The organism is Pseudomonas sp. NFPP28, assembly GCF_900115535.1.
GTDB classification, from domain to species: domain Bacteria; phylum Pseudomonadota; class Gammaproteobacteria; order Pseudomonadales; family Pseudomonadaceae; genus Aquipseudomonas; species Aquipseudomonas extremorientalis.
On record NZ_FOWT01000008.1, the window covers coordinates 255,692 to 279,760 of the forward strand.

General features: G+C 59.8%; 21 protein-coding genes. 10 read left to right on the forward strand and 11 right to left on the reverse strand.

Annotation, left to right across the window (positions count from 1 at the left end; all coding sequences use genetic code 11):
- Positions 1 to 7 precede the first annotated feature (7 nt).
- From BM110_RS21585 to BM110_RS21600, 4 genes are all read right to left on the reverse strand, one after another.
- Entirely contained in the window at positions 8 to 487 is a 480-nt protein-coding gene (locus BM110_RS21585) for a thioesterase family protein (protein ID WP_093514141.1), read from the reverse strand.
- 13 nt (positions 488 to 500) lie between these two features.
- On the reverse strand, positions 501 to 1,466 hold the full coding sequence (locus tag BM110_RS21590) for an L-carnitine dehydrogenase (RefSeq protein ID WP_071490306.1): 966 nt from the start codon (positions 1,464 to 1,466) through the stop codon (positions 501 to 503).
- Between the two features lie 127 nt (positions 1,467 to 1,593).
- Positions 1,594 to 2,481 carry a 3-dehydrocarnitine:acetyl-CoA trimethylamine transferase CdhC gene (locus tag BM110_RS21595; protein WP_092242127.1) on the reverse strand — a complete coding sequence of 296 codons (888 nt, stop codon included), beginning with the start codon at positions 2,479 to 2,481 and terminating at the stop codon, positions 1,594 to 1,596.
- 78 nt (positions 2,482 to 2,559) lie between these two features.
- Complete coding sequence (locus BM110_RS21600) at positions 2,560 to 3,504, reverse strand: choline ABC transporter substrate-binding protein (protein ID WP_071490304.1); 945 nt, start codon at positions 3,502 to 3,504, stop codon at positions 2,560 to 2,562.
- Positions 3,505 to 3,697: 193 nt separating this feature from the next.
- Here BM110_RS21600 and BM110_RS21605 point away from each other — a divergent pair, with 193 nt between their 5' ends.
- Entirely contained in the window at positions 3,698 to 4,642 is a 945-nt protein-coding gene (locus BM110_RS21605) for a GlxA family transcriptional regulator (RefSeq protein WP_093514142.1), read from the forward strand.
- Between the two features lie 68 nt (positions 4,643 to 4,710).
- Positions 4,711 to 5,877, forward strand: coding sequence for an AAA family ATPase (locus BM110_RS21610; RefSeq protein ID WP_093514143.1), 1,167 nt, complete (start codon positions 4,711 to 4,713; stop codon positions 5,875 to 5,877).
- A 109-nt stretch (positions 5,878 to 5,986) separates the two neighbouring features.
- Here BM110_RS21610 and BM110_RS21615 read toward each other — a convergent pair whose 3' ends face one another.
- Both BM110_RS21615 and BM110_RS21620 read right to left on the reverse strand, forming a co-directional pair.
- A complete protein-coding gene (locus tag BM110_RS21615) occupies positions 5,987 to 6,403 on the reverse strand; it encodes a DUF3010 family protein (protein WP_093514144.1) in 417 nt (138 codons plus the stop codon).
- A 41-nt stretch (positions 6,404 to 6,444) separates the two neighbouring features.
- Entirely contained in the window at positions 6,445 to 6,846 is a 402-nt protein-coding gene (locus BM110_RS21620) for a lysozyme inhibitor LprI family protein (RefSeq protein ID WP_071494402.1), read from the reverse strand.
- A 218-nt stretch (positions 6,847 to 7,064) separates the two neighbouring features.
- Between BM110_RS21620 and BM110_RS21625 the strand changes: the two genes are divergently transcribed.
- The 6 genes from BM110_RS21625 to BM110_RS21650 all read left to right on the forward strand — a co-directional run bounded on the left by BM110_RS21625 (position 7,065) and on the right by BM110_RS21650 (position 14,840).
- Positions 7,065 to 8,042, forward strand: coding sequence for a dipeptidase (locus BM110_RS21625; RefSeq protein ID WP_010207105.1), 978 nt, complete (start codon positions 7,065 to 7,067; stop codon positions 8,040 to 8,042).
- Positions 8,043 to 8,117: 75 nt separating this feature from the next.
- A complete protein-coding gene (locus tag BM110_RS21630) occupies positions 8,118 to 8,648 on the forward strand; it encodes a DUF5943 domain-containing protein (RefSeq protein ID WP_093514145.1) in 531 nt (176 codons plus the stop codon).
- Positions 8,649 to 8,663: 15 nt separating this feature from the next.
- A complete protein-coding gene (gene dgcA, locus BM110_RS21635) occupies positions 8,664 to 10,724 on the forward strand; it encodes a dimethylglycine demethylation protein DgcA (RefSeq protein ID WP_071490299.1) in 2,061 nt (686 codons plus the stop codon).
- 171 nt (positions 10,725 to 10,895) lie between these two features.
- The gene (gene dgcB, locus BM110_RS21640; protein ID WP_071490298.1) at positions 10,896 to 12,839 is read left to right on the forward strand and encodes a dimethylglycine demethylation protein DgcB; all 1,944 of its coding nucleotides are present in this window, start codon (positions 10,896 to 10,898) and stop codon (positions 12,837 to 12,839) included.
- A complete protein-coding gene (locus BM110_RS21645) occupies positions 12,839 to 14,059 on the forward strand; it encodes an electron transfer flavoprotein subunit alpha (RefSeq protein WP_093514146.1) in 1,221 nt (406 codons plus the stop codon). The genes dgcB and BM110_RS21645 overlap by 1 nt, the downstream gene beginning before the upstream one ends.
- Before the next feature lie 10 nt (positions 14,060 to 14,069).
- Complete coding sequence (locus BM110_RS21650) at positions 14,070 to 14,840, forward strand: electron transfer flavoprotein subunit beta (protein WP_092242150.1); 771 nt, start codon at positions 14,070 to 14,072, stop codon at positions 14,838 to 14,840.
- A gap of 659 nt (positions 14,841 to 15,499) precedes the next feature.
- On the opposite strand, the gene gbcA is transcribed toward BM110_RS21650, so the two are convergent.
- Entirely contained in the window at positions 15,500 to 16,795 is a 1,296-nt protein-coding gene (gene gbcA, locus BM110_RS21655) for a glycine-betaine demethylase subunit GbcA (protein ID WP_071490295.1), read from the reverse strand.
- A 281-nt stretch (positions 16,796 to 17,076) separates the two neighbouring features.
- On the opposite strand from gbcA, the gene gbcB reads away from it, so the two are divergent.
- Positions 17,077 to 18,177, forward strand: a complete 1,101-nt coding sequence (gbcB, locus tag BM110_RS21665; protein WP_092242153.1) for a glycine-betaine demethylase subunit GbcB — start codon at positions 17,077 to 17,079, stop codon at positions 18,175 to 18,177.
- A 57-nt stretch (positions 18,178 to 18,234) separates the two neighbouring features.
- On the opposite strand, the gene BM110_RS21670 is transcribed toward gbcB, so the two are convergent.
- Positions 18,235 to 18,432 (reverse strand): hypothetical protein, encoded by a 198-nt coding sequence (locus BM110_RS21670; RefSeq protein ID WP_092242156.1) that lies wholly within the window; start codon positions 18,430 to 18,432, stop codon positions 18,235 to 18,237.
- A gap of 176 nt (positions 18,433 to 18,608) precedes the next feature.
- Complete coding sequence (locus BM110_RS21675; protein ID WP_092242160.1) at positions 18,609 to 19,649, reverse strand: threonine aldolase family protein; 1,041 nt, start codon at positions 19,647 to 19,649, stop codon at positions 18,609 to 18,611.
- A 90-nt stretch (positions 19,650 to 19,739) separates the two neighbouring features.
- On the opposite strand from BM110_RS21675, the gene BM110_RS21680 reads away from it, so the two are divergent.
- Complete coding sequence (locus BM110_RS21680; RefSeq protein ID WP_093514147.1) at positions 19,740 to 20,468, forward strand: TraX family protein; 729 nt, start codon at positions 19,740 to 19,742, stop codon at positions 20,466 to 20,468.
- Positions 20,469 to 20,488: 20 nt separating this feature from the next.
- On the opposite strand, the gene BM110_RS21685 is transcribed toward BM110_RS21680, so the two are convergent.
- Complete coding sequence (locus BM110_RS21685) at positions 20,489 to 21,517, reverse strand: NAD(P)/FAD-dependent oxidoreductase (protein ID WP_093514148.1); 1,029 nt, start codon at positions 21,515 to 21,517, stop codon at positions 20,489 to 20,491.
- Positions 21,518 to 21,538: 21 nt separating this feature from the next.
- Entirely contained in the window at positions 21,539 to 23,737 is a 2,199-nt protein-coding gene (locus BM110_RS21690) for a hypothetical protein (RefSeq protein WP_092242169.1), read from the reverse strand.
- Between the last annotated feature and the right edge of the window lie 332 nt (positions 23,738 to 24,069).

The following is a 24,069-nucleotide window of genomic DNA, read 5'->3' on the forward strand; positions in this document are numbered from 1 at the left end:
GGTCTCCTTATGGTTTTTTGGGTGGCAGTCCAATCACTCGGCCGAGCAGGGCGGGGCGAGGCAGGTCAGCCTGCTGGGCGCTGATGGCAGTGAGTCTTTCCAACGTGGCATCGGTGAACGGCGCGGCATGCGGACCGGCCAGGTCAACATGCAACAGCATCTGTTCGTTGCCCGCAAGTTCCTTCTCATCCCCCACCAAGTGCAGGCTGTGATAGAGGTGCAGGCGCTTGGCGTCATGGGCGATCAGTTGGGTATGCACCTCCATGTCGGCGCCGAGTTTCACTTCGTGCAGGTAGTTCAGGTGCAGCTCCAGGGTGAACAGCGAATGGCCGCTGGCTTCGCGGTTTTCACTGTTCAGCCCGAGGATGTCCATCAGCGCGTCGGTGGCGTAGCTGAAGATCAGCAGGTAGAACGCGTCGCGCAGATGGCCGTTGTAGTCCACCCAGTCGGGGTGGACCTGGGTGGTGTAAGTGGTGAGTACGGGCATGTCAGGGGTTCCGTTATTCAGCGAAGGTCATGCCGTGCCTGGCCTTGGTGGTTTTCACCGCTTCCAGCACCGCCAGCAGGCAATCATCACGATAGCGCTCCAGCGCCGAAATGCTGTGCTTGCCCAACTGGTCGCTGGTGCCGTCGACCACATCATCAATGAGCTTGTCGGTCAGTTCCGGCGCCGGCAGGTAGGTCCACGGCAATTGCAGTGCCGGGCCGAACTGCGCCATGAAGTGCCGCATGCCGGCATCGCCGCCCGCCAGGGTGTAGGTGAGGAACGTGCCCATGAACGACCAGCGCAGGCCGGCGCCAAAACGGATTGCGTCATCGATCTCGCCGGTGGTCGCCACGCCATCATTGACCAGGTGCAGTGCTTCACGCCACAACGCTTCGAGCAGGCGATCGGCGATGAACCCCGGGACTTCCTTGCGCACATGCAACGGGCGCATACCGAGGGATTCATACACCTTGATCGCGGCCTGGATGGCTTCTGGCGCGGTGTTCTTGCCACCAACCACTTCCACCAGCGGCAACAGGTAAACCGGGTTGAACGGGTGGCCGACCACACAGCGTTCCGGGTGGGTCGAACCTTCGTAGAACTCACTCGGCAACAGGCCCGAGGTGCTTGAGCCGATCAACGCATTCGGCTTGGCTGCCGCACTGATCTTGCTGTGCAGGTCCAGCTTCAGCTCCAGGCGTTCCGGGGCGCTTTCCTGGATGAAGTCGGCGTCTTTCACGCATTCTTCAATGGTGGCGACAAAGCGCAGGCGCTCTTGCGACGCACCCGGCGCCAGCCCTTGTTTCTCCAGGGCGCCCCAGGCGTTGGCGACGCGCTTGCGCAGCGCAGCTTCGGCACCAGGTGCCGGGTCCCAGGCGACCACATCCAGGCCATGGGCCAGCGCGCGGGACACCCAGCCGCTGCCGATGACACCGCTGCCGAGGGCGGCGAAGGTTTTGATTTCGGTGATAAAGCTCATGGCAAATTCCTATGGATTTCGGTGGTCCAGTGTGGGAGGGGGCTTGCCCCCGATAGCGGTGTGTCAGTCGATACATTCGGTACTGATGCACCGTAATCGGGGGCAAGCCCCCTCCCACATTTTTTGATTAGCGGCGTTTGGTGAGGCCCATTTTTATGCGTCCTTCGGCGGGGGTCATGACCCGTGCGCCGAGGCGGCTGAGGATTTCACTGGCCCGTTCCACCAACTGGCCGTTGGTCGCAAGCACACCCTTGTCCAGCCACAGGTTGTCTTCCAGACCGACCCGCACGTTGCCGCCCAGCAGCACCGCTTGCGCCGCCATCGGCATTTGCATGCGGCCAATCCCAAAGCCGGCCCACACGGCGTCGGCGGGCAGGTTGTCGACCATGGCTTTCATGGTGGTGGTGTCGGCCGGGGCGCCCCACGGGATGCCCAGGCACAGTTGGAACAGCGGGTTGTCGAGCAGGCCTTCCTTGATCATCTGTTTGGCGAACCACAGGTGACCGGTGTCGAAGATCTCCAGCTCGGCCTTTACGCCCAGCTCCTGGATGCGTTTGGCACCCGCCCGCAGTTGTGCCGGGGTGGACACGTAAATGGTGTCGCCATCGCCAAAGTTCAGGGTGCCGCAGTCCAGGGTGCAGATTTCCGGCAGCAGTTCTTCGACGTGGGCCAGGCGGGTCAGCGGGCCGACCAGGTCGGTGTTGGGGCCGAATTCCATCGGGTTCTCGCCGCCACCGATCTCCAGGTCGCCGCCCATGCCGGCAGTGAGGTTGACGATGATGTCGATGTCGGCCTCGCGGATACGCTCCATCACTTCGCGATACAAGGCGACGTCACGGCTGAACTTGCCGGTGTGCGGGTCGCGCACGTGGCAGTGCACAACGGTCGCGCCCGCTTTGGCGGCTTCCACGGCGGCGGCGGCGATTTGTTTGGGGGTGACCGGCACGTGTGGGCTTTTGCTGGTCGTGTCGCCAGCACCGGTGAGTGCGCAGGTGATGATGACGTCGTGGTTCATGAGGCAGGTTCCTTACAAGCGGGCGTAGGGGTGCCGTGCGCAGCCGGGAGTGGCTGCGACACGGTGATTCGAATCAGGTTATTTGCTGGTCAATTGCAGGTTGGCCGCCGCCGGTTTGCCGTCGAAGGTGGTCACACCTTCCAGCCAGCGGGCCTGGTCTTGCGGGTGATCCTTGAGCCATTGCTTGGCGGACTCGATAGGGTCTTTGTGATCCAGCAGCGGCTGCATCATCCGGCTCTCGTCGGCGGCGGTGAAGGTCAGGTTGGTCAGCAGTTTGTGCACGTTGGGGCATTGTTCGGCGTAGTTCGGTGCGGTGACGCTCCACACGGTGGCCATGCCTTCGTTCGGCCCCAGGGCGTCGTCGCTGCCGGTGAGGTAGGTCATGGCGACGTTGACGTTCATCGGGTGCGGCGCCCAGCCGAAGAACACTACGGCTTCCTTGCGGCGCACGGCGCGGTCGACGGCGGCGAGCATGCCGGCTTCACTGGACTCGACCAGCTGGAATTTGCCCAGGCCGAACTGGTTCTTGGCGATCATCGCCTTGATCTGGGTGTTGGCGCCCGAGCCTGGCTCGATGCCGTAGATCTTGCCGCCCAGTTCTTTCTCGAACCTGGCGATGTCGGCAAAGGTTTTCAGGCCTTTGTCTGCCAGGTAGGTAGGCACGGCGAGGGTGGCACGGGCGTCTTCCAGGCTGGGCTTGTCGAGCACCTTGACTTGCTTGGCGTCGACGAACGGCGTGATGGTCTGGGTCATCAGTGGGTTCCAGTAGCCCAGGAACAGGTCCAGCCGCTGGTCGCGGATACCGGCGAAGATGATTTGCTGGGAGGCGCTGGTCTGTTTGGTCTTGTAGCCGAGGCCGTCGAGCAACACTTGGGTCATGGCGCTGGTGGCGATTACGTCGGTCCAGTTCACCACGCCCATGCGCACGTTCTGGCAGGATGCCGCGTCGGCAGCCAGTACGTTCGTGCTCAAGATGGCGCTGGCGCTGAGTGCGAGCACGCAGCGGCTGATCAGTCGGTTCATGGTGGATCCCTCGGCAGGTCGTTATTGTGGGGTCCGGCGTCTTTGTGCGCCGTGGGATCAAATTACGCAGCTTGAGGGCCGACAAAACGCACGGCGGCGACCAGCTCTTGCACTGCAGCGACCTGTGCTCTTGAATGGCTCGTTGAACTGGCGTATCACAGTGAGCACGCTGCCCGTCCTACGAGAGCGCACCATGTCCCAGGATTTCTACTTTCTGCTGATGCCGGGCTTCTCGGCCATCGGCTTTATCTCTGCGCTGGAACCGTTGCGGGTGGCCAACCGCTTTCGTGGCGAGCTTTACCGCTGGCATGTATTGAGTGCCGATGGCGGCGCGGTATTGGCGAGCAATGGCATGTCGGTCAACGCTGACGCCGCGCTGGAACCGTTGAAAAAGGGCGCGACGTTATTGGTGGTGGCGGGCTTCGAGCCGCTGCAGTTCGCCACGCCTGCGCTGGAGCACTGGCTACGGCGCCTTGACCATGATGGCGTGACCCTCGGCGCCATCGACACCGGCGCTTGTGTGCTCGCCGAAGCCGGGCTGCTCGACGGCCACCGCCTCACCCTGCACTGGGAAGCCATCGACGCGTTCAAGGAATCCTATCCGCACCTGATGGTCACCCAGGAACTGTTCGAAATCGACCGCCGTCGCATCACCTGCGCTGGCGGCACCGCTTCCATCGACCTGATGCTCGACTTGATTGCCCAGGCCCACGGCCCCGAACTGGCGATCCAGGTCTCCGAACAATTCGTGCTCGGCCGCATCCGCCCACGCAAAGACCACCAGCGCATGCAGATCGCCACGCGCTACGGCATCAACAACAAGAAACTGGTGCAGGTGATCGGCGAAATGGAGCAACACACCGAGCCGCCGCTGAGCACCTTGGCCCTGGCCGAGGCGATCAAAGTCACCCGGCGCCAGTTGGAGCGGCTGTTCCGCCTGCACCTGAACGACACCCCGAGCAATTTCTACTTGGGCCTGCGCCTGGAAAAAGCCCGACAGCTCTTACGCCAAAGCGGTATGAGCGTGTTGGAGGTAGGTATTGCGTGCGGGTTCGAGTCGCCGTCGTACTTCACCCGCAGTTATCGCGCGCGGTTTGCGAAGTGTCCGAGGGAGGATCGGCGACGGGAGGTGGTGTAATGGCCAATTATAGTAAATTATACTCGCGACTATAATTTATAGTCCTTTCCATAATTGAGTATAAAACCATGTCCAAGCACAGCGGATTTGTATTCCGCCGCCCCACCCTGGCCAGCAGTATTGCTGACGGCCTGGTGGGCGCCGGCATTCAGGATTTCACCTCTGGCCTGTTTCTCGCGGCGCCGCGTCGTACGGGCAAAAGTACTTTTTTGCGTGAGGATCTGATCCCGGAGTGCCAGCTTCGGGGTTGGCTTACCGTGTATGTCGATCTGTGGGCCGACAAAGAGAAAGATCCCGCGGAGTTGATTGCCAGTGCTATTGCTGCCGCGCTGGTGCCCTATGAAAAGGGCATTCGCAAGCTGGCCAAGCACATTGGAATCGAGAAACTGAGCTTTCTGCGTACCCTGTCCTGGGACTTCAGCAAGCCTCAATTGCCGGTTGGCGCGACGTTGACCCAGGCCTTGGAGTTGCTCCACCGCGCAGCGGAAAAACCTGTCGTCCTGGTGATTGACGAGGCTCAGCACGCTTTGACCAGCGATTCAGGCATCAATGTGATGTTCGCGCTCAAGGCTGCCCGGGATCAGCTCAACCAAGGCCGTGACGAGGACGGCAGCGGTTTGCATCTGGTATTCACCGGCTCCAATCGCGACAAGCTGGCTCACTTGGTACTGGGTAAAAGCCAGCCGTTCTTCGGCTCCAGCATCACGCCGTTCCCGCTGCTGGGTAAAGAGTTCACCCAGGCCTACACCGCGCACCTCAACGCGCACCTGGCCAAGACCAACCAATTCAACGCTGCCGATATTGATGAAGCCTTTGAGCTGGTAGGCCGGCGCCCCGAGATGTTGCGCACGATCATCGGTGAAGTGGCGCTGGAGTTGGGCGAAGCCAGCAACCTCGGCCAGTTGCTGCACAGCCGTGCCGAACTGCTGCGTGCCGGTGTGTGGACCGAATTCGAAAGCGCCTGGAACAACCTCACCATCCCCCAGCGCGCCGTACTGCAAGTGATGGTGGAGCGCTCGCAAAACAACGAACCCTTCGCGCCGTTCACCGACAGCACCGTAACGGCGGTCAGCAAGGCGCTGGAGGACATGGGCAGCGACGTGGTGCCGGGCACTCAGACGATTCAGGCCTGTATCGATGCCCTGCGCGACAAGGAACTGGTGTGGAAGTCGAGCCGGGGAGGGTATGCCCTGGAGGACAAAACCTTCGGCGACTGGCTACGCAACAAGCGCTGACATGTGGGAGGGGGCTTGCCCCCGATGACAGGCTGTCAGTTGATACAACTTCGGCTGACCCACCGCTATCGGGGGCAAGCCCCCTCCCACAGTAGATTAATGATGTGGCCTATTTCTTCAGCAGCGCCGAACACGCTGCTTTGTACGCTTCATGCTGGTACTTGTTCAGCGTCGCCGGCAGTTCGAAGTTGTGCTTCTTGTTCTGCGCATTAAGGGTCTGCGGCGACAGCAAGGTCACCTCAACCCCGTCCAGCAGCTGGAACACCCCTTCAATCTTGAACGTGGTCGGGCCACCGGCGAACTCGCCTTTCTTGCTGCGCTTCTTGATCGCGATACGCTCGATGGCGTTTTCCTGCACAAATGCCTTTACCTGTGCGGCGAAGGCTTTGACGTTGGCGGCCTCGTCATCGTCTTCCAGGGCAATTTTCTTGGTCGCCAGGATGACGTGGGCAAGTGCCTGGTTGTCCAGTGAGGCGACGGCGATGATGGCTTCGCTGCCTTTGATTTCGATGCTGCAAGTCTTCATGAATAGCCTTGGTTCAGAGTAAAAGTGGCGGAGATTGTCGCTTATTCCTGCCCAATCGACTCCAAAAACTCCGACCGCTCATCACTCATCCGCGCCAGGCAGTCGTTCTGTGCGATCGCGTAGGCCTTGGTGCCGGTCACCGCCGGAAAGGTGTCCACCGCGCAATCAGCGTCACGCAATTTTTCCCACTTTTGCTGGGCATCCTTCAGACGAGCGGTAATGTCCGCCAGCTTGGTCTTGTCGCTGCCGTAGGTCGACGCCATGCGTTCGAGCAGGCCCTGGTAGTTATCCTTGAGCAGCTGTTCAGCAGTGGTTTTGTTATAGGTGGCGCATTCCAGGGTTTGCTTGTCGTTTTCGATGCCGTCGCACGGCGTGCTGTCGGTGTCTTCAGCCGCGTGAACGCCGGTTGCGATGAGTGCCAAAGCCAGGAAAATCGATTTCATTGCGCCGTCTCATATCAGTTGATGCCCGAATTCTGGCTCAAGCGTAAGACAAAGAACAGCCGCGAGTCAGACCTCTCTTGGTAGCCTTTGTCGCGGATTGACGCTTTCGGCAATTCCCCTGTCGTTTTTGCACCCGGCTCTGTCGGCCCCTGGGCATATGCTGGCCCAAAGCGCCGGCAGACGATTCGGCGCATGAATCGCCAATAAGGGGACGCCTGATGAGCCCAGCCGAATTGCACGCCGACAGCATCGTTATCGACGGGCTGATTATTGCCAAGTGGAACCGCGACCTGTTCGAGGACATGCGCAAAGGGGGGCTCACCGCCGCCAACTGCACGGTGTCGGTGTGGGAAGGGTTCCAGGCCACCATCAACAATATCGTGGCCAGCCAGACTTTGATCCGTGAGAACAGCGACCTGGTGATCCCGGTGAAAACCACTGCGGACATCCGCAAAGCCAAGGAACAGGGCAAGACCGGCATCATCTTCGGCTTCCAGAACGCCCATGCCTTCGAAGACCAACTCGGCTACGTCGAGATCTTCAAGCAGCTCGGCGTCGGTGTGGTGCAGATGTGCTACAACACCCAGAACCTGGTCGGCACCGGTTGCTACGAGCGCGACGGCGGCCTGTCGGGCTTCGGTCGCGAGATTGTCGCCGAGATGAACCGTGTCGGCATCATGTGCGACCTGTCCCACGTGGGCTCCAAGACGTCCGAAGAAGTCATCCTCGAATCGAAAAAGCCGGTGTGCTATTCCCACTGCCTGCCGTCGGGCCTTAAAGAACACCCGCGCAACAAGTCCGATGAAGAGCTGAAGTTCATCGCCGATCACGGGGGGTTTGTCGGTGTGACCATGTTCGCGCCGTTCCTGGCCAAGGGCATCGATTCGACCATCGACGACTACGCCGAAGCCATCGAATACACCATGAACATCGTCGGTGAAGACGCCATCGGCATTGGCACCGACTTCACCCAGGGCCATGGCCAGGATTTCTTCGAAATGCTGACCCATGACAAGGGCTACGCCCGCCGCCTGACCAGCTTCGGCAAGATCATCAACCCGCTGGGCATCCGCACCGTGGGCGAGTTCCCCAACCTCACCGAGACCCTGCTCAAGCGCGGCCACCCTGAGCGCGTGGTGCGCAAGATCATGGGCGAGAACTGGGTCAACGTCCTCAAGGACGTCTGGGGCGAATAAGCCACCGCTAACGCATCTTCTCCCCGGCCATCCGCGCCGGGGCACTACACAAGAATTTTCTGGAGTTAAGTTTCCATGGCCAAGATCGCCCCGCAATTGCCTATCGAAGTCGACAGCGAAACCGGTGTCTGGACCTCCGACGCCCTGCCGATGCTGTATGTGCCACGCCATTTCTTCGTCAACAACCACATGGGCATCGAAGAAGTGCTGGGCGCCGAGGCCTATGCCGAGATCCTCTACAAGGCCGGCTACAAATCCGCCTGGCACTGGTGCGAGAAAGAAGCCGAATGCCACGGCCTGGAAGGCATCGCGGTGTTCGAGCACTACATGAAGCGTCTGTCGCAACGCGGCTGGGGCCTGTTCAAGATCCAGGACATCGACCTCGACAAAGGCACCGCCAGCGTCAAGCTCGAACACTCGGCGTTTGTCTACGTATACGGCAAGGTCGGGCGCAAGGTCGACTACATGTTCACAGGCTGGTTTGCCGGTGCCATGGACCAGATTCTTGAGGCCCGAGGCAGCAAGATTCGCACTGTGGCCGAACAAGTCTACGGAGGCTCCGAAGAGGGCCACGATGACGGCCTGTTCACCGTCAAGCCGTTGTAAGCCGAGGACCGTGCCATGGCTTTCGAAGCAATGTTCCAGCCGATCCAGATCGGCAAGCTGACCATCCGCAACCGCGTGCTCAGTACCGCCCACGCCGAGGTGTATGCCACCGATGGCGGGATGACCACTGACCGCTATGTGAAGTATTACGAAGAGAAAGCCAAGGGCGGTATCGGCCTGGCAATCTGCGGCGGTTCCTCGGTGGTGGCCATCGACAGCCCGCAGGAATGGTGGAGCTCGGTGAACCTGTCCACCGACCGCATCATCCCGCACTTCCAGAACCTGGCCGACGCCATGCACAAGCATGGCGCCAAGATCATGATCCAGATTACCCACATGGGCCGCCGCTCGCGTTGGGACGGCTTCAACTGGCCGACGCTGATGTCGCCGTCTGGCGTGCGTGAGCCGGTGCACCGCGCCACCTGCAAGACTATCGAACCGGAAGAAATCTGGCGTGTGATCGGCAACTACGCCCAGGCCGCACGCCGCGCCAAGGCCGGTGGCCTGGACGGGGTGGAATTGTCCGCCGTGCACCAGCACATGATCGACCAGTTCTGGAGCCCGCGGGTCAACAAGCGGACCGACGAGTGGGGCGGCACGTTTGAAGGGCGCATGAAGTTCGGCCTGGAAGTGCTGAAGGCCGTGCGTGCCGAGGTGGGTGACGACTTCTGCGTGGGCATGCGCCTGTGCGGTGACGAGTTCCACCCGGATGGTTTGTCCCACGAGGACATGAAGCAGATCGCCAAGTATTACGACGACACCGGCATGCTCGATTTCATCGGCGTGGTGGGTTCGGGTTGCGATACCCACAACACCCTGGCCAACGTTATCCCCAATATGAGTTATCCACCGGAGCCGTTTTTGCACCTGGCCGCCGGTATCAAGGAGGTGGTCAAGGTCCCGGTGCTGCACGCGCAGAACATCAAGGATCCGAACCAGGCCACGCGCATCCTGGAAGGCGGTTATGTGGACATGGTCGGCATGACCCGCGCGCACATTGCCGACCCGCACCTGATCGCCAAGATCAAGATGGGCCAGATCGACCAGATCAAGCAATGCGTCGGCGCCAACTATTGCATCGACCGCCAGTACCAGGGCCTGGATGTGTTGTGCATCCAGAACGCCGCGACGTCCCGTGAATACATGGGCGTGCCGCATATCATCGAGAAGTCCACCGGGCCGAAACGCAAAGTGGTGGTGGTGGGTGCCGGCCCGGCCGGGATGGAAGCTGCACGCGTGGCCGCCGAACGTGGCCATGATGTGACGCTGCTGGAGAAGAAAGAATTTATCGGTGGGCAGATCACCACCGCTTCGAAAGCGCCGCAGCGTGACCAGATTGCGGGTATCACCCGCTGGTTCCAACTGGAGCTGGCACGCTTGAAAGTCGACCTGCGTCTTGGCGTGGCGGCGGATGCCGACACCATCCTGGACCTGCGTCCGGACGTGGTGGTGCTGGCGGTGGGCGGGCATCCGAATGTGGAGCAGAACGAACACTGGGGCGCCGCCGAAGGTTTGGTGGTGAGCAGTTGGGATGTGCTCGACGGCAAGGTAGCACCGGGCAAGAACGTGCTGGTGTACGACACCATCTGCGAATTCACCGGCATGTCGGTGGCGGATTTCCTCGCGGACAAAGGCAGCCAGGTCGAGATCGTCACCGACGACATCAAGCCGGGCGTGGCCATCGGCGGTACGTCGTTCCCGACCTACTACCGCAGCATGTACCCCAAGGAAGTGATCATGACCGGCGACATGATGCTGGAAAAGGTCTACCGCGAGGGCGACAAGCTGGTGGCGGTGCTGGAGAACGAATACACCGGCGCCAAAGAGGAGCGGGTGGTCGACCAGGTGGTGGTGGAAAACGGCGTACGGCCGGACGAAGCCATCTACTACGCGCTCAAGGAAGGCTCGCGCAACAAGGGCCAGATCGACGTCGAAGCCTTGTTCGCGATCAAGCCGCAGCCGTGCCTGAGCGAGACGGGTGATGGGTACTTGCTGTTCCGCATCGGTGACTGTGTGGCGCAGCGTAATACCCACGCTGCGATCTATGACGCTCTGCGCCTGTGCAAGGATTTCTGAGCCAGCCTTGAACCAATGTGTACTCGGTCCAAATGTGGGAGGGGGCTTGCCCCCGATGGCGGAGTGTCAGTTGATACAGCTGTAGCTGATCCACTGCTATCGGGGGCAAGCCCCCTCCCACATTCAGCGCCAGTTTCACAGTAGACCTGTGCGGTCTGTGGGAGCTTCACCATGTTGAACACCTTGCTGCCTATTCTCTTGTTTACCGCCCTGGGCCTCGCCGTCCTCGGCGCCCTGCGCCGGGTGAACATGTGGCGCCGTGGCCGCGCGTCCAAAGTCGACCTGCTGGGCGGCCTGCTGGCCATGCCCAAGCGCTACATGGTCGACCTGCACCACGTGGTCGCCCGCGATAAATACATCGCCAATACCCACGTCGCCACCGCGCTGGGCTTTGTGCTGTCGGCCTTGCTGGCGATCCTGGTCCACGGTTTCGGCCTGCAAAGCCGTATCCTCGGTTACGCCTTACTGTTGGCCTCGGTGCTGATGTTTGTTGGCGCCACCTTCGTCTATCTGCGTCGGCGCAACCCGCCGTCGCGCCTGTCGAAAGGCCCGTGGATGCGCCTGCCGAAAAGCCTGATGGCGTTCTCGGTGAGCTTCTTTCTGGTGACGCTGCCGGTGGCTGGGATTCTGCCGGCGGACTTCGGCGGCTGGCTGCTCGCCGCATTGCTCAGCGTCGGTGTGTTGTGGGGCGTGTCCGAGATGTTCTTCGGCATGACCTGGGGCGGCCCGATGAAACACGCCTTCGCCGGTGCCCTGCACCTGGCCTGGCACCGCCGCGCCGAGCGTTTTGGCGGTGGCCGTTCCACTGGTTTGAAACCGCTGGACCTCAGTGACAAGACTGCGCCCCTGGGTGTGGAGAAACCCAAGGATTTCACCTGGAACCAACTGCTCGGTTTCGACGCCTGCGTGCAGTGCGGCAAGTGTGAAGCCGCGTGCCCGGCGTTCGCCGCCGGCCAGCCGCTGAACCCGAAAAAGCTGATCCAGGACATGGTCGTCGGCCTGGCCGGCGGCACCGATGCCAAGTTCGCCGGCAGCCCGTATCCGGGCAAAGCGGTGGGCGAGCACAGCGGCAACCCGCACCAGCCGATCGTCAACGGCCTGGTCGACGCCGAGACCCTGTGGTCGTGCACCACCTGCCGCGCCTGCGTGGAAGAGTGCCCGATGATGATCGAGCACGTGGACGCCATCGTCGACATGCGTCGCCACCTCACGTTGGAAAAAGGCGCCACGCCGAACAAGGGTGCCGAAGTCCTGGAAAACCTGATCGCCACCGACAACCCCGGTGGTTTCGCACCGGGCGGTCGCCTGAACTGGGCGGCGGACCTGAACCTGCCGCTGCTCAGCGAAAAAGGCAGTGCCGAGGTGCTGTTCTGGGTCGGCGACGGTGCCTTCGACATGCGTAACCAACGGACTTTGCGTGCCTTCGTCAAAGTGCTGAAAGCGGCCAAGGTCGACTTCGCCGTGCTCGGCCTGGAAGAACGCGACAGCGGTGATGTCGCCCGGCGCCTGGGTGATGAAGCGACCTTCCAGCTGCTGGCTTCGCGCAATATCCAGACCCTGGCCAAGTACAGCTTCAAGCGGATCGTCACCTGCGACCCCCACAGTTTCCATGTGCTGAAAAATGAATACGGCGCTTTCAACGGCAATTACCGGGTACAGCACCACAGCACCTTCATGGCCGAGTTGATCGGTGAGGGAGCGCTGAACCTGGGCCAGCACAAAGGCAACAGCGTGACCTATCACGACCCTTGTTACCTCGGCCGCTACAACGGCGAGTACGAGGCGCCACGCCAAGTGCTGCGTGCATTGGGGATTGAGGTCAAGGAAATGCAACGCTCGGGGTTCCGTTCACGCTGCTGCGGTGGCGGCGGCGGTGCGCCAATCACTGACATCCCCGGTAAGCAACGTATCCCGGACATGCGCATGGAAGACATCCGCGAAACCGGTGCCGAGCTGGTGGCGGTGGGTTGTCCACAGTGCACGGCGATGCTTGAGGGCGTTGTAGAACCAAGACCCTTGATCAAGGACATTGCCGAGCTGGTGGCCGACGCGCTGCTTGAAGACGCCGCGCCTGCCAAAGCCCCATTGAAGCGTGAACCTGCGGAGGTGCACTGATGAGCGACATTATCCGCCGCGACCCACGCGCCGAGTGGATCGCCCGCAACCGCCTGCACCCGCTGCATGCGGCGATGCAACCTGTGCAGCACAGTTGGATGGGGCCCAATGGCGTCATCCGCAAGAACGTGCACGGCGTCGGTTTTATCGGCCCCAATGGCATCAAGCGTATCGACCGCAGCGGCGCGCAGCAGGGCGGCTCGGCCAAGCGTACGGCGGCGGTAGAAGTGCAATTGCCGCTGCATCAGATTGCCGCCCCCGCGTTCTACATCAACGTGGTACCGGACATGGTTGGCGGCCGCTTGAGCAGCCACGATCGCGACCTGCTTGGCCTGGCGCGACAACTGGCCGGCAGCGACGGCGCGGTGCTGGCGGTGGTGTTTGGTGAGCACAAGGAAAGTGCGTTTGCCACGGCGGGTGTCGACCGTTTGCTGGTGCTGGAGGGCCACGCATTCGACGGTTATTCACCGGAGCAACGCGTCCAGGGCCTGCGGGCTGTGGATAACCAGTTCAACCCGCGACACTGGCTGCTGCCGGACAGCCGCAGCGGCGGTGGTGAGTTGGGTCGACGCTTTGCCGCCAGCCTCAAGGAGCGCCCGGCCACGCGGGTGTGGCAGATCAAGGGCGACGAGTGCATCGGCTGCGCCGGTGCCGGCCAGGAAGACTTGGCCCGGCCACTGCCGCGCCTGGTCCTGGCGGCTGCCGAATGTGCCGATCCGGTCAGCGAAACCCGTCACGAAGTGCTGCCAGTGGAGTTATCCACAGCCCTGGCGCGCAGCCTGCCACGCATCGAAGACCTCGGCGCGGTGGCGGTGGACCCGGCGGCGATTCCCATGGCCGAAGCGGAATTCATTTTCTCCGGCGGCAACGGCGTGAAGGACTGGGCGCTGTTCCACCAGACCGCCGCCGCCCTGGGCGCCACCGAAGGCGCCTCGCGGGTGGCGGTGGACGATGGCTTCATGGCGCGTGATCGCCAGGTCGGTGCCAGCGGCACCTGGGTCACGGCGCGGGTCTACGTGGCCGTGGGTATTTCCGGTGCGATCCAGCACCTGCAAGGCATCGGCGCCTGCGACAAAGTGGTGGCGATCAACCTCGACCCGGGCTGCGACATGATCAAGCGGGCCGACCTGTCGGTGATCGGCGAAAGCGCCGCAATACTGCAAGCCTTGATCGCGGCGGTCGAAGCCTACCGCAATGGCGCCAAGCGCGATGCAGCATGAGGATACGACCATGACGACGAATGTAATCAGCCTGGTGTCCATCGGCGCCCACCCGACTTCCGGGCGCCCGCGCCGTGCCGAGCAGGATGCGCGAGCCGTGGAGCTGGGCCTGCAAATGGCTGGGGATAAGTTGCAGGTGCTGCACGCCGGCAACATCGCCGAACCGACCCTGCGCAGCTACCTGGGCATGGGCCTGCCGCAATTGCATGTGCTGGAGCAACCGGCGGGTAGCGATGCGTTGCCGGTGCTCAGCGAGTACCTGCGCGATGCGGGTGCCCAAGTGGTGCTCGCCGGCAGCCAGGCCGAAACCGGTGAAGGCTCGGGCATGCTGCCGTTCCTGCTGGCCGAGCAACTGGGTTGGCCGCTGATCGTGGGGCTGGCGCAGGTGGAGTCCATCGACGGCGGTGTGGCCCATGTGCTGCAAGCCTTGCCCCGTGGTCAGCGGCGGCGCTTGAAGGTGCGCCTGCCGTTCCTGGCGACGGTGGATAACGCTGCGCCCAAGCCACGGCAAAGCGCCTACGGCCCGGCGCAACGCGGTGAGTTGGCGCCCCATGAAGTCCAGATTGAAGAGGATGAGCTGTTCCATGCGGCGGTGTTGCAGCCGGCCAAGCCACGGCCCAAGCGTCTCAAGGTGATCAAGGCCAAGAGCGGCGCTGACCGGATGAAAGCCGCCACGGCCAAGGCCAGTGGTGGCGGTGGGCAAGTGCTCAAGGGTGTGAGCCCGGAAGAGGGTGCGCAGGCGATCCTCAAGCTATTGGTTGAGGAAGGTGTGGTTCGCTGAACGTGAACAGGGACTGTGTTTACCCACAATCCCTGTTGACCTGTCTGTGGATAACCTGTTCGCGGTTGTCCACACCCCTTATGAATCAAGCCCTAGAGTCCCATGTACGAAAAATAACCAAGCTAACTGAAGGTTTTTGATGGGGTTTTTCGCTGCGTCGGTGTATTTCGCTGAACCGACTTGCCCCCATAGTCTGTTGGTGCTTCTGTGGATAACGTGTTCGCTCTCGGCTGAGGACCTTATTAATAAAGGCCTGCATGGAGTTGATCAAAATCTGATCGATGTAAGCGGTTTCTCAGCTGAGACGCCTGAAAGCCTAGATTCGTGAAGCTTTGAGGTGGTTTTCCACAGCGTGATCGGAGTTGCCCCCAAAGTCTGTTGGTGCATCTGTGGATAAGGTGTTCGTGTACTGCTACAAGCCACGTAAATCATGGCTTTCAGTAGGTTGTTCAAAAAACGAACAAAGCCGGGCCAGACTCACTGGTTTGAATAAGTCACGGATTTTATTCACTTAATTTCAGGCTGGTGCGGCGCTTGTCCACAATTGCTGTGGGTGGCTCTGTGGATAAGTTGTTGGGCAAAGTCTGGAGGGCAGGGGAAACAAGGGGAAGCAGGGGGTTGAATGTTTTTTGCACAATTCAGCCCCCCGGACCAACGTGTCATTCGTGAGCGGCAACACCCTTGAGGTAGGGCGCCGGAGCGGCCCCAAGGTTGTGCAGCATGCGCTCGCTATACCAGTCCACGAAGTTCACCACGCCGAACTCATAGGTCTTGGAGTACGGGCCAGGCTGGTAAGCGGTGGAGTTGATCCCGCGCTGGTTCTCTTCGGCCAGGCGACGATCCTGGTCGTTGGTGGCGTCCCACACTTCGCGCATGCGTGCCACATCGTAGTCAACACCTTCCACGGCGTCTTTGTGCACCAGCCACTTGGTGGTGACCATGGTTTCCTGGGCGCTGATCGGCCACACAGTGAACACGATGATGTGGTCGCCCATGCAGTGGTTCCAGGAGTGGGGCAGGTGCAGGATGCGCATCGAGCCCAGGTCCGGGTTCTTGATGCGGCCCATGAGTTTGGCGCAGCCCTGCTTGCCGTCCATGGTCATCGACACGGTGCCTTTGAGCAGCGGCATGCGCACGATACGGTTACGCAAGCCGAAGCTGGCGTGGGCGTAAGGGATCTTCTCGGCATCCCAGGCGGCGGCGGAGGCGGCTACATGGTCCTTGAACGCCTGGTCGGCGCGCGGATCGGTGACGTCGTCCCATTCCAGCAGGGTTTTCAGCAGTTCCGGGTGCGACGCGTTGCAGTGGTAGCACTCGCGGTTGTTTTCCAGCACCAGCTTCCAGTTGGCTTTTTCCATCAAGGTGGTTTGCACCGCCACCTTGGTGTTCTCCATGTCGTAGGGTTCCATGTAGTGGTTCAGCGTCGACAGGAAGTCGTCGATGGCCGGCGGGTTCTCCGCCAGGCTGATGAAGATGTAGCCGCCGGCGGTCTTCACGTTCACTGGCTTGAGGCCGTACTGCTTCATGTCAAAGTCGGCGCCCATCTCGGTGCCGGCGAACAGCAGGCGGCCGTCCAGCTCGTAGGTCCACTGGTGGTAGTGGCACACGAGTTTGGCGACCTTGCCCTTGTCGCTGGTGCACAAGCGCGAGCCACGGTGGCGGCACACGTTGTGGAACGCGTGCACCACGCCTTCGGCGCCACGGATCACGATGATCGGGTTCTTGCCCACTTGCAGGGTCAGGTAATTGCCCTTGGTGGGGATCTCGCAGGTCATGCCTGCGATCAACCACTCTTTCTGGAAGATCTCCTGCATGTCGATATCAAACAGCCGCTCATCAGAGTAGAACGGCTGTGGCAGCGAGAAAGTGCGCTCGCGCTCTTGCAGCATCTGCGCGGTGGCCTTGCGTGCGGGTTCCAGCGGATCGCCCAAGCTTAAGGTTGCGGTGACGTCCATCGTGTGTGTCCTCATGGCCATTCTGTGTGGCCGGCGAATAGTGGCTACGGTTGTACTACGCAAGGCATAAAGAAAGCGTCGTTGTTGGGAGCGAGTGTGGGGCCGCGCAACGTCAGAACCTTATCCATGGGCGACATGGCCCAATCTGTTCCCGACGCGCAACCCTAGGTCGTTGGGGGCTGGTCGCGATAAGTATGTGAATGTCGCAGATAGGTAAATGGGCGGTTCCGGCGTTACGCAGAATCGCCACCATAAGGCCGACGTCGGCGGTGGAGAACAACATGTCCAATAATTTCCTGAATCCGGTAACCACCCAGACCTGGGCCAATGGTCGGCACATTGTCCGGTGCGTCAAAGTCATCCAGGAAACCTGGGACGTACGCACCTTCTGCTTCATGGCTGATCAGCCGATCCTGTTCTTCTTCAAGCCAGGGCAATTCGTCACCCTGGAACTGGAGATCGAAGGCCAGCCGATCATGCGTTCCTACACCATTTCCAGCTCGCCGTCGGTGCCGTACAGCTTCTCGGTGACCATCAAGCGCGTGCCGGGCGGCAAGGTTTCCAACTGGCTGCACGACACGTTGCACGAGGGCCAGGAACTGGCGGTGCACGGGCCGGTAGGCCTGTTCAATGCCATCGACTATCCGAGCCCGAAGGTGCTGTACCTCAGCGGCGGCGTCGGCATCACGCCGGTGATGTCCATGGCCCGTTGGTTCTACGACACCAACGCCAACGTCGACATGACGTTTATCCACAGCGCCCGCTCGCCGAAAGACATCATCTACCACCGCGAGCTGGAGCACATGGCGTCGCGGATCGACAACTTCAGCCTGCACCTGATTTGCGAGAAGCATGGGCTGGGCGAGCCATGGGCCGGTTATCGCGGTTACCTGAACCACAAGATGCTCGAACTGATGGTGCCGGACTTCCTCGAGCGCGAAGTGTTCTGTTGCGGGCCTACACCGTATATGAATGCGGTGAAGCGCCTGCTGGAAGTGGCGGGTTTCGACATGACGCGGTATCACGAGGAGTCCTTTGGCGCCACGCCGCCGGAGGCCCGTGCGGATGCGGTAGAACAAGCCGAACAGGCCGCCGACGCGCCGGAAATCGACTTGGCGGATCTGCATCAGGTGGAGTTCATTGCGTCGGGCAAAAGTATTCGCGTGGCCCCTGGCGAAACTGTCCACGCCGCTGCTGCGAAGCTTGGATTGCTGATCCCGAAAGCCTGCGGCATGGGCATCTGTGGTACGTGCAAGGTGATGAAGCTGGGTGGCGAGGTCGAGATGGACCACAACGGCGGGATTACCGAGGAAGATGAAGCCGAGGGTTACATCCTGTCGTGCTGCAGCGTGCCGAAGGGTGATGTGCGTATCGAGTTCTGACTAACGAAGCCGCTCTAAATGTGGGAGGGGTGTAGAACCCCCTCCCACAGTCAGTGCTTAACGCACAAACAGGTTGATGAGATACGCACCCGATGCTGTCATTTCGAACTCTTTACCCGTGACGGTAAAGTGCCTTGAAGGCTCGATGATAGCGTCACCAACGTTCGCCAGTTTCCTCAGGTCGTCCAGGCCGACGAGGGTGGCGTTGGTGTCGGATTGAAGCTGAGAAGCAGTCGTGTAGCATTGAATTTCCATGATGTTGCCCTCTGTGGGATATCCATTTCCAGCCGACTATTCGGCAGGCAGTCAGCCCCGAAACAACGCGTCCATTGGTTCGGGGTGACGAGATCTTATCCAGGGCAGGGGCTAGATAGATACTGTCAGAAATACGTACAAACAGTCTCTGAAAACGGGCTGGAAGGCCCGTAGTCTCAGGCCCCCATCACTTTCCGAATATCCGCCGCCAATTCTCTTACACGCTCTTCCTCGGTATCCCACGCACACATAAAACGCGCGCCGCCTTTGCCGATGAAGGTATAGAAACGCCAGCCCTTGGCCGTCAGCGCTGCGATGGCCGGCTCCGAGAGTTGCAGGAACACGCCGTTGGCCTGCACCGGGAACATCAACTCCACACCGGGAATATCCGCCACCAGGCTGCTCAGCAGCTGCGCGCAGTGGTTGGCATGGCGTGCGTGTTTGAGCCAGGCGTCGTTTTCCAACAGACCTACCCACGGGGCCGAAAGAAAGCGCATTTTCGACGCCAGCTGCCCGGCCTGTTTGCAGCGGTAGTCGAAGTCTTCGGCCAGCTTGTGGTTGAAGAACAGGATCGCTTCGCCCACGGCCATGCCGTTCTTGGTGCCGCCAAAGCACAGCACGTCCACACCGGCTTTCCAGGTCAGGTCGGCGGGCGAGCAGCCGAGGAACGCGCAGGCGTTGGAGAAGCGTGCGCCGTCCATGTGCAGGTTCAGGCCCAGCTCTTTGCAGGTGGCGCTGATGGCGCGGATTTCTTCCGGGGTGTACACGCTGCCGACTTCCGTGGCTTGGGTCAGGGTGACCACGCGTGGCTTGGGGTAGTGGATGTCCTGGCGCTTGAGGGCGATCTCGCGGATCGACTCCGGGGTCAACTTGCCGTTTTCGGTGCGGGCGGTGAGCAGCTTGGAGCCGTTGGAGAAAAACTCCGGCGCGCCGCATTCGTCGGTTTCGACGTGGGCGGTTTCCGAGCAAATCACGCTATGGTAGCTCTGGCACAGCGAAGACAGCGCGAGCGAGTTGGCGGCGGTACCGTTGAAGGCGAAGAACACTTCGCAGTCGGTTTCGAACAAGTTGCGGAAACCGTCGGCGGCGCGGTGGGTCCATTCATCATCGCCATAGGCGCGTTGATGACCCTGGTTGGCTTGTTCCATCGCGGCCCAGGCTTCCGGGCAGATGCCGGAATAGTTGTCACTGGCGAATTGTTGGCTCTTGTCGGTCATGGCCCATTCCTGTGGTCGATGTTGGTGCGCACTGTAACGAAGATTGTCGCGGGTGCGCACGCACTGTAAATGCAAAGTCACTGGGGAATTATGCACGGTACTGGAACGATGCCTGTCGGACGTGTCCGCGATGGCGCCCTGGATCTGCTCAAGTGGCTGGCGCTGTTGAGTATGGTGCTGGACCACCTGCGCTATGTCGGTTTAAGCCTGGATGGCCTGTATGTGCCGGGGCGCCTGGCGTTTCCGTGGTTTTGCCTGGCAATTGCGGCCAACCTGCATCGGGTCGCAGGCACGCCGGTGACGCGCCAGTGGCGTTACCTGGGATGGCTACTGCTGTTCAGTGTGATCAGCGAAGTGCCGTACCGGATGTTTATCGACGATGCCGATACATTGAATGTGTTGCCAACCCTGGCGCTGGGTTTGCTGGTTGCCAGAGGATGGCAGCAGAAGACGTTTTTTGATCGAGGATTGGCGTTGATTGCCATCATGATTGCGACCGTTTTTTCCGCGCACTTGATGTTCGGCTTTTTCGGCGTATTACTGCCGTTGGCGATGTTGCTGGTCTTCCGTCGCCCCTGGTATTTCAGCGTCTTGCCGGGCGCGATCTGCGTAGCAGCCAATCAATGGCAGGCCCTGCTCAACAGCGGTACGTTTTTGGCGCTGTCGGGACTGACGGTGTGCATGATCGCGCCACTGCTCGGCTTGGTCCTGCTGCGACATGCCAAAAACGCCGCGCCACCCGCCATGCGGCGCTGGGCGTATAGCCTTTACCCTGCGCATTTTATAGTGTTGCTTGCCGTTCGACAGCTGATTGCTTGACCGCGCAAGGGCCGTATTGGCTATGGCTTTTCAAGCCACGGAGGAGGGAACGGATGGGCACGATACAGTTCACGCATTCTTTTTACATCGCTCTCGAACCAGTCCCGTATCCATCGTTGGTACTGCAGGGAAATAACCTCTTGATTCGTTGGGTTGGCACATCCTTCGACGACAGCCTGGGCGGCCATCATTCCTGACATTAGTGCTTTAAGAACCCCATGAGAGGCGCCCGGATCTATCACCGCGCTGGCGTCTCCCACGATGAAGTAGCCACTGCCTGCCGATTGATCGCAGATTCTCCAAGTAACATCGGCACCCTGCATTTTCCCCACGCGGGTCAGGTGTTCGAAGGAGGATGGAACAGCAGATGCCTTGCAGATCTGATCGTGCTCAAAATAGAGACGTGTCCAGTGATACAGCTTTCGTCCTACCTGTGCGGTCCAATACCACCCCAGCCGATCGGCGAAAATACCCAGTGCACTTTCGTCGATGGTTCCGCTCGTATAGCCATACAGGGCCGTAAGTGGCGGTGAGTAGCAACGTGATCCCAGCCCGAGCTGACGTGTGAGCCAGCCATGAGCGCCGCTGGCATCCACAAGCTGGCGGCAAGACAGAGTCCCGGTAAGGGTTTGTACGCCCATGACGCGACCGTTTTCCAGGAGTACCTTTTTTGCATGGCAAGGCTGCAGGGCATGGACCCCCAGCGCGATTGCCTTCGCCAATAAAAAACCATCCAATATGGACCTGGGTATTTGAAACCCTGACCAAGCGCCATCGGCATCATTTCCGAAGGGAGTAAAGTTTCGTTCCTTATCCCAGGTTACCCAGTTTCCAAAAGGCCTGATGAATTTGCCCGCCTGCACTTGGTTCATCACGCCTAGCTGCTTAAGAAGAGGCTCAATGCCAGGATGCAGTGTTTCGCCAGGACGTTCGCGAGGAAATGAAAGGCGCTCAACAATGGCCACCCTCAGGCCATGTTGAGCGCAAGCAATAGCCGCCGCGCATCCTGCCGGGCCGGCGCCTATTATGACGACATCGTAGTCATTCATCGTGTCGGACTTTAGCTGTGGTTAAACGGGTTGCCATGGACGCGTGCCTGATTGGTGAAAGATCACATGTGGCCAGACGAGATAATTTGAAGTTTCTATGACTTTGATTAGGGTTTTATTGAAATGTGGAGAGGCGCTTGGTTCATAGCGATAGAGTTCGAATCGATATGCTGTGGTATCAAGGGTGACGTTTGAATTTAGAGGGGAATCGAGCTCTCTTAAATCGTCGGAAGTTATAGTTTTGAACGAGCGTATAAACCATTTTTCATGCAGGGAGCCGAGTGCAAGTTTGACGCGTCGGAATGCATCAATACGTCTTTGGTATTCCAATGTATCAATCTTGCCGGTCAGGGCGAGTGAGAACTTACCTTCCAGAGCGCTTTCCGTATAATCACCATAGCGATAACTGTGATAAGCAATTTGTGTCACGTTGTTGGTAATAATACTGTGTGGTGCGGGGATGCCGTCCCAAGAAAAACCGGAAGTTATGCCAATTTCCTGATCGAGCATCGGTTTAATCGTCGGGCCCGCTCCGGCGTCGGGTTCAAAGGATTGAGCGGCGTCAGGAGCGACTGCCGGCCAAAATGAACTGAGCGCGGCACACAGTTTTGCGTCCTCTGGAAAAGGGCTGCCTAGCCTGTAGGCTGCGAGGTGCGGCACGGCCCCCGAGCTACTCTCGTATTCGACAGCACCAACATCCCAGCCAGGAGCAAATACTCCCGCTGCGGCATCGGGAAGGCATGAGGCACGTTTTGCCGACGCTGTATCAGGTTTTGCCGCAGTCGACTGCCCAACAGTTGACCCATGGTGACCCACAATCGCAGTTACGCTGACATCAGTGCTGGAAAAGAGGGTGGGAAAAGACTGGATATTGGCCGCATAGCGAGAGTCGGACAGGCATTCAGGGGGCGTTTGAAACACGGTTTTTTGAATGTCCGGACTCAGGGTCTCCAGCCACTCGCTCAGATGCCGCTGATTACACAGAGGGTAGAAGTCGGGAGCGCACAGCAAAGAGTAGGCGGGTATGCGAGTTGGAAAAGCGGTGTCCAGCGCTGGGCACTGAGCTTGAATCCAGCCGTCTGCGGTAAAGTCCAGGTAATGCAGGGCTCGGAAGTCGCCTTTTTCCAGCTCACTGAGGATGCCTGGCTGTTGGTTGAAGTTAACAAGGTTGCCGGCGTCGTCAACTTTATGGCGAATGTGCACATATTCCGGAGCGTTTTCGGGCCCGATCAGGGTGGATGCTAACAGCCTTGGCGATTTTGGTACGTTGAAGGTCAACGGTTTACCTTTGTATTGCGCCGCCTCAACCAGAAATCTGCGTGGCGAGGCTGCCATGAGCCCCGCGCCGAATTCCTGTTCGCAAAGCCAGTTGCCGAGCCCTTCGGTTATGACAAAAGGTGGTTGACTGATGTCTGGTTCTTCCCAGCCCGACCCGGCGCCCAACATTAAGTGTAGGCGGCGTATTTTCTCGTTTTTGTGCATCGCTGTCAGTTGGACGTCAAGGCTCAGACCTGCAATGCACTCGGTGCCGTTGAACAGTTTGTGCAGGGGTACCCAAAAATCGTGGGTTTCGTCCTCTTCGCGCACGCGCATAGGGCCGAAAGTTGTGGCGTCTCCCTTGCGTTGGATGGCGATGTAGGCGGCGTATCGAGCAGGCAAGACACGAATGGCGTGGTTGTCATCTGCAACAAAAGGTAGGAACCCCCTACTTTGCGCATCGTACAAAGGTTCAGCGGTGCCAACGCGTGATATGCCGGTTCGTGAAAAACACATATCGGCCTGTTCTTTGTGAACTGTATCAGGTGCCGGTCGGTACTCATTAGCAAAGACGACCACAGCCATGGGCGCACCATTGGCGCGTTCTTTTAATTGCTGGAGGCTGGGTGGTTGGCTGCCGTAAACATAGTTCATGACCGTTTCCAACTCGGCAGCCGTAGGGTAAATCTGAAGTGGATTACCTTTCGCATCCACTGTTACGTTAGCGTTGGCCAGTGCGTGAAACAGCAAACTGAGTGCGGGGTTGCCGGGTTCAATGCCGCGTACTCCGCTTAACGCGAAGTCTTCAAAGCCGGCGAGTGTTCGATCCACCTTTAAGATGTTACGAAGTTCGTCTTGCAAGGACGGTGCAAGGATGTTGAGGCCGTGATGAAGCAGTAAGTTATGCCAGCCACCAGGGGCCAATCGGGTGCAAATATCTTTGACTTGATCAATTAAAGCCATGTTTGTTCTCCTGCGGTTTAAAAGTCAGTTTCAAGATAGCGTTGTTGGCTTGTCGCGAGTCGAGGTATTGCTCGGGGAGCAATTAAGTTCTCATGTAGGGTGAAATGCAAAAGACGTTTTGTAAGTGGTTATTTGATTGGGTGTTTTCAAAGTTTCTTTTAATGTTTGCCTATTAGTGGTTTTTGTAAGAAGCCTCTTTCAGTAGGTTTGTTTGTATATAAAACTTTCTGCCGGGCAGGTGCCTGCCTCTTCGTGTACGTTGAAAACGAGGTCGACCAGCAACCCATGTCGTAAACGCACCTTTGCATGGCGTGCGCAGGCATTTGACCTGT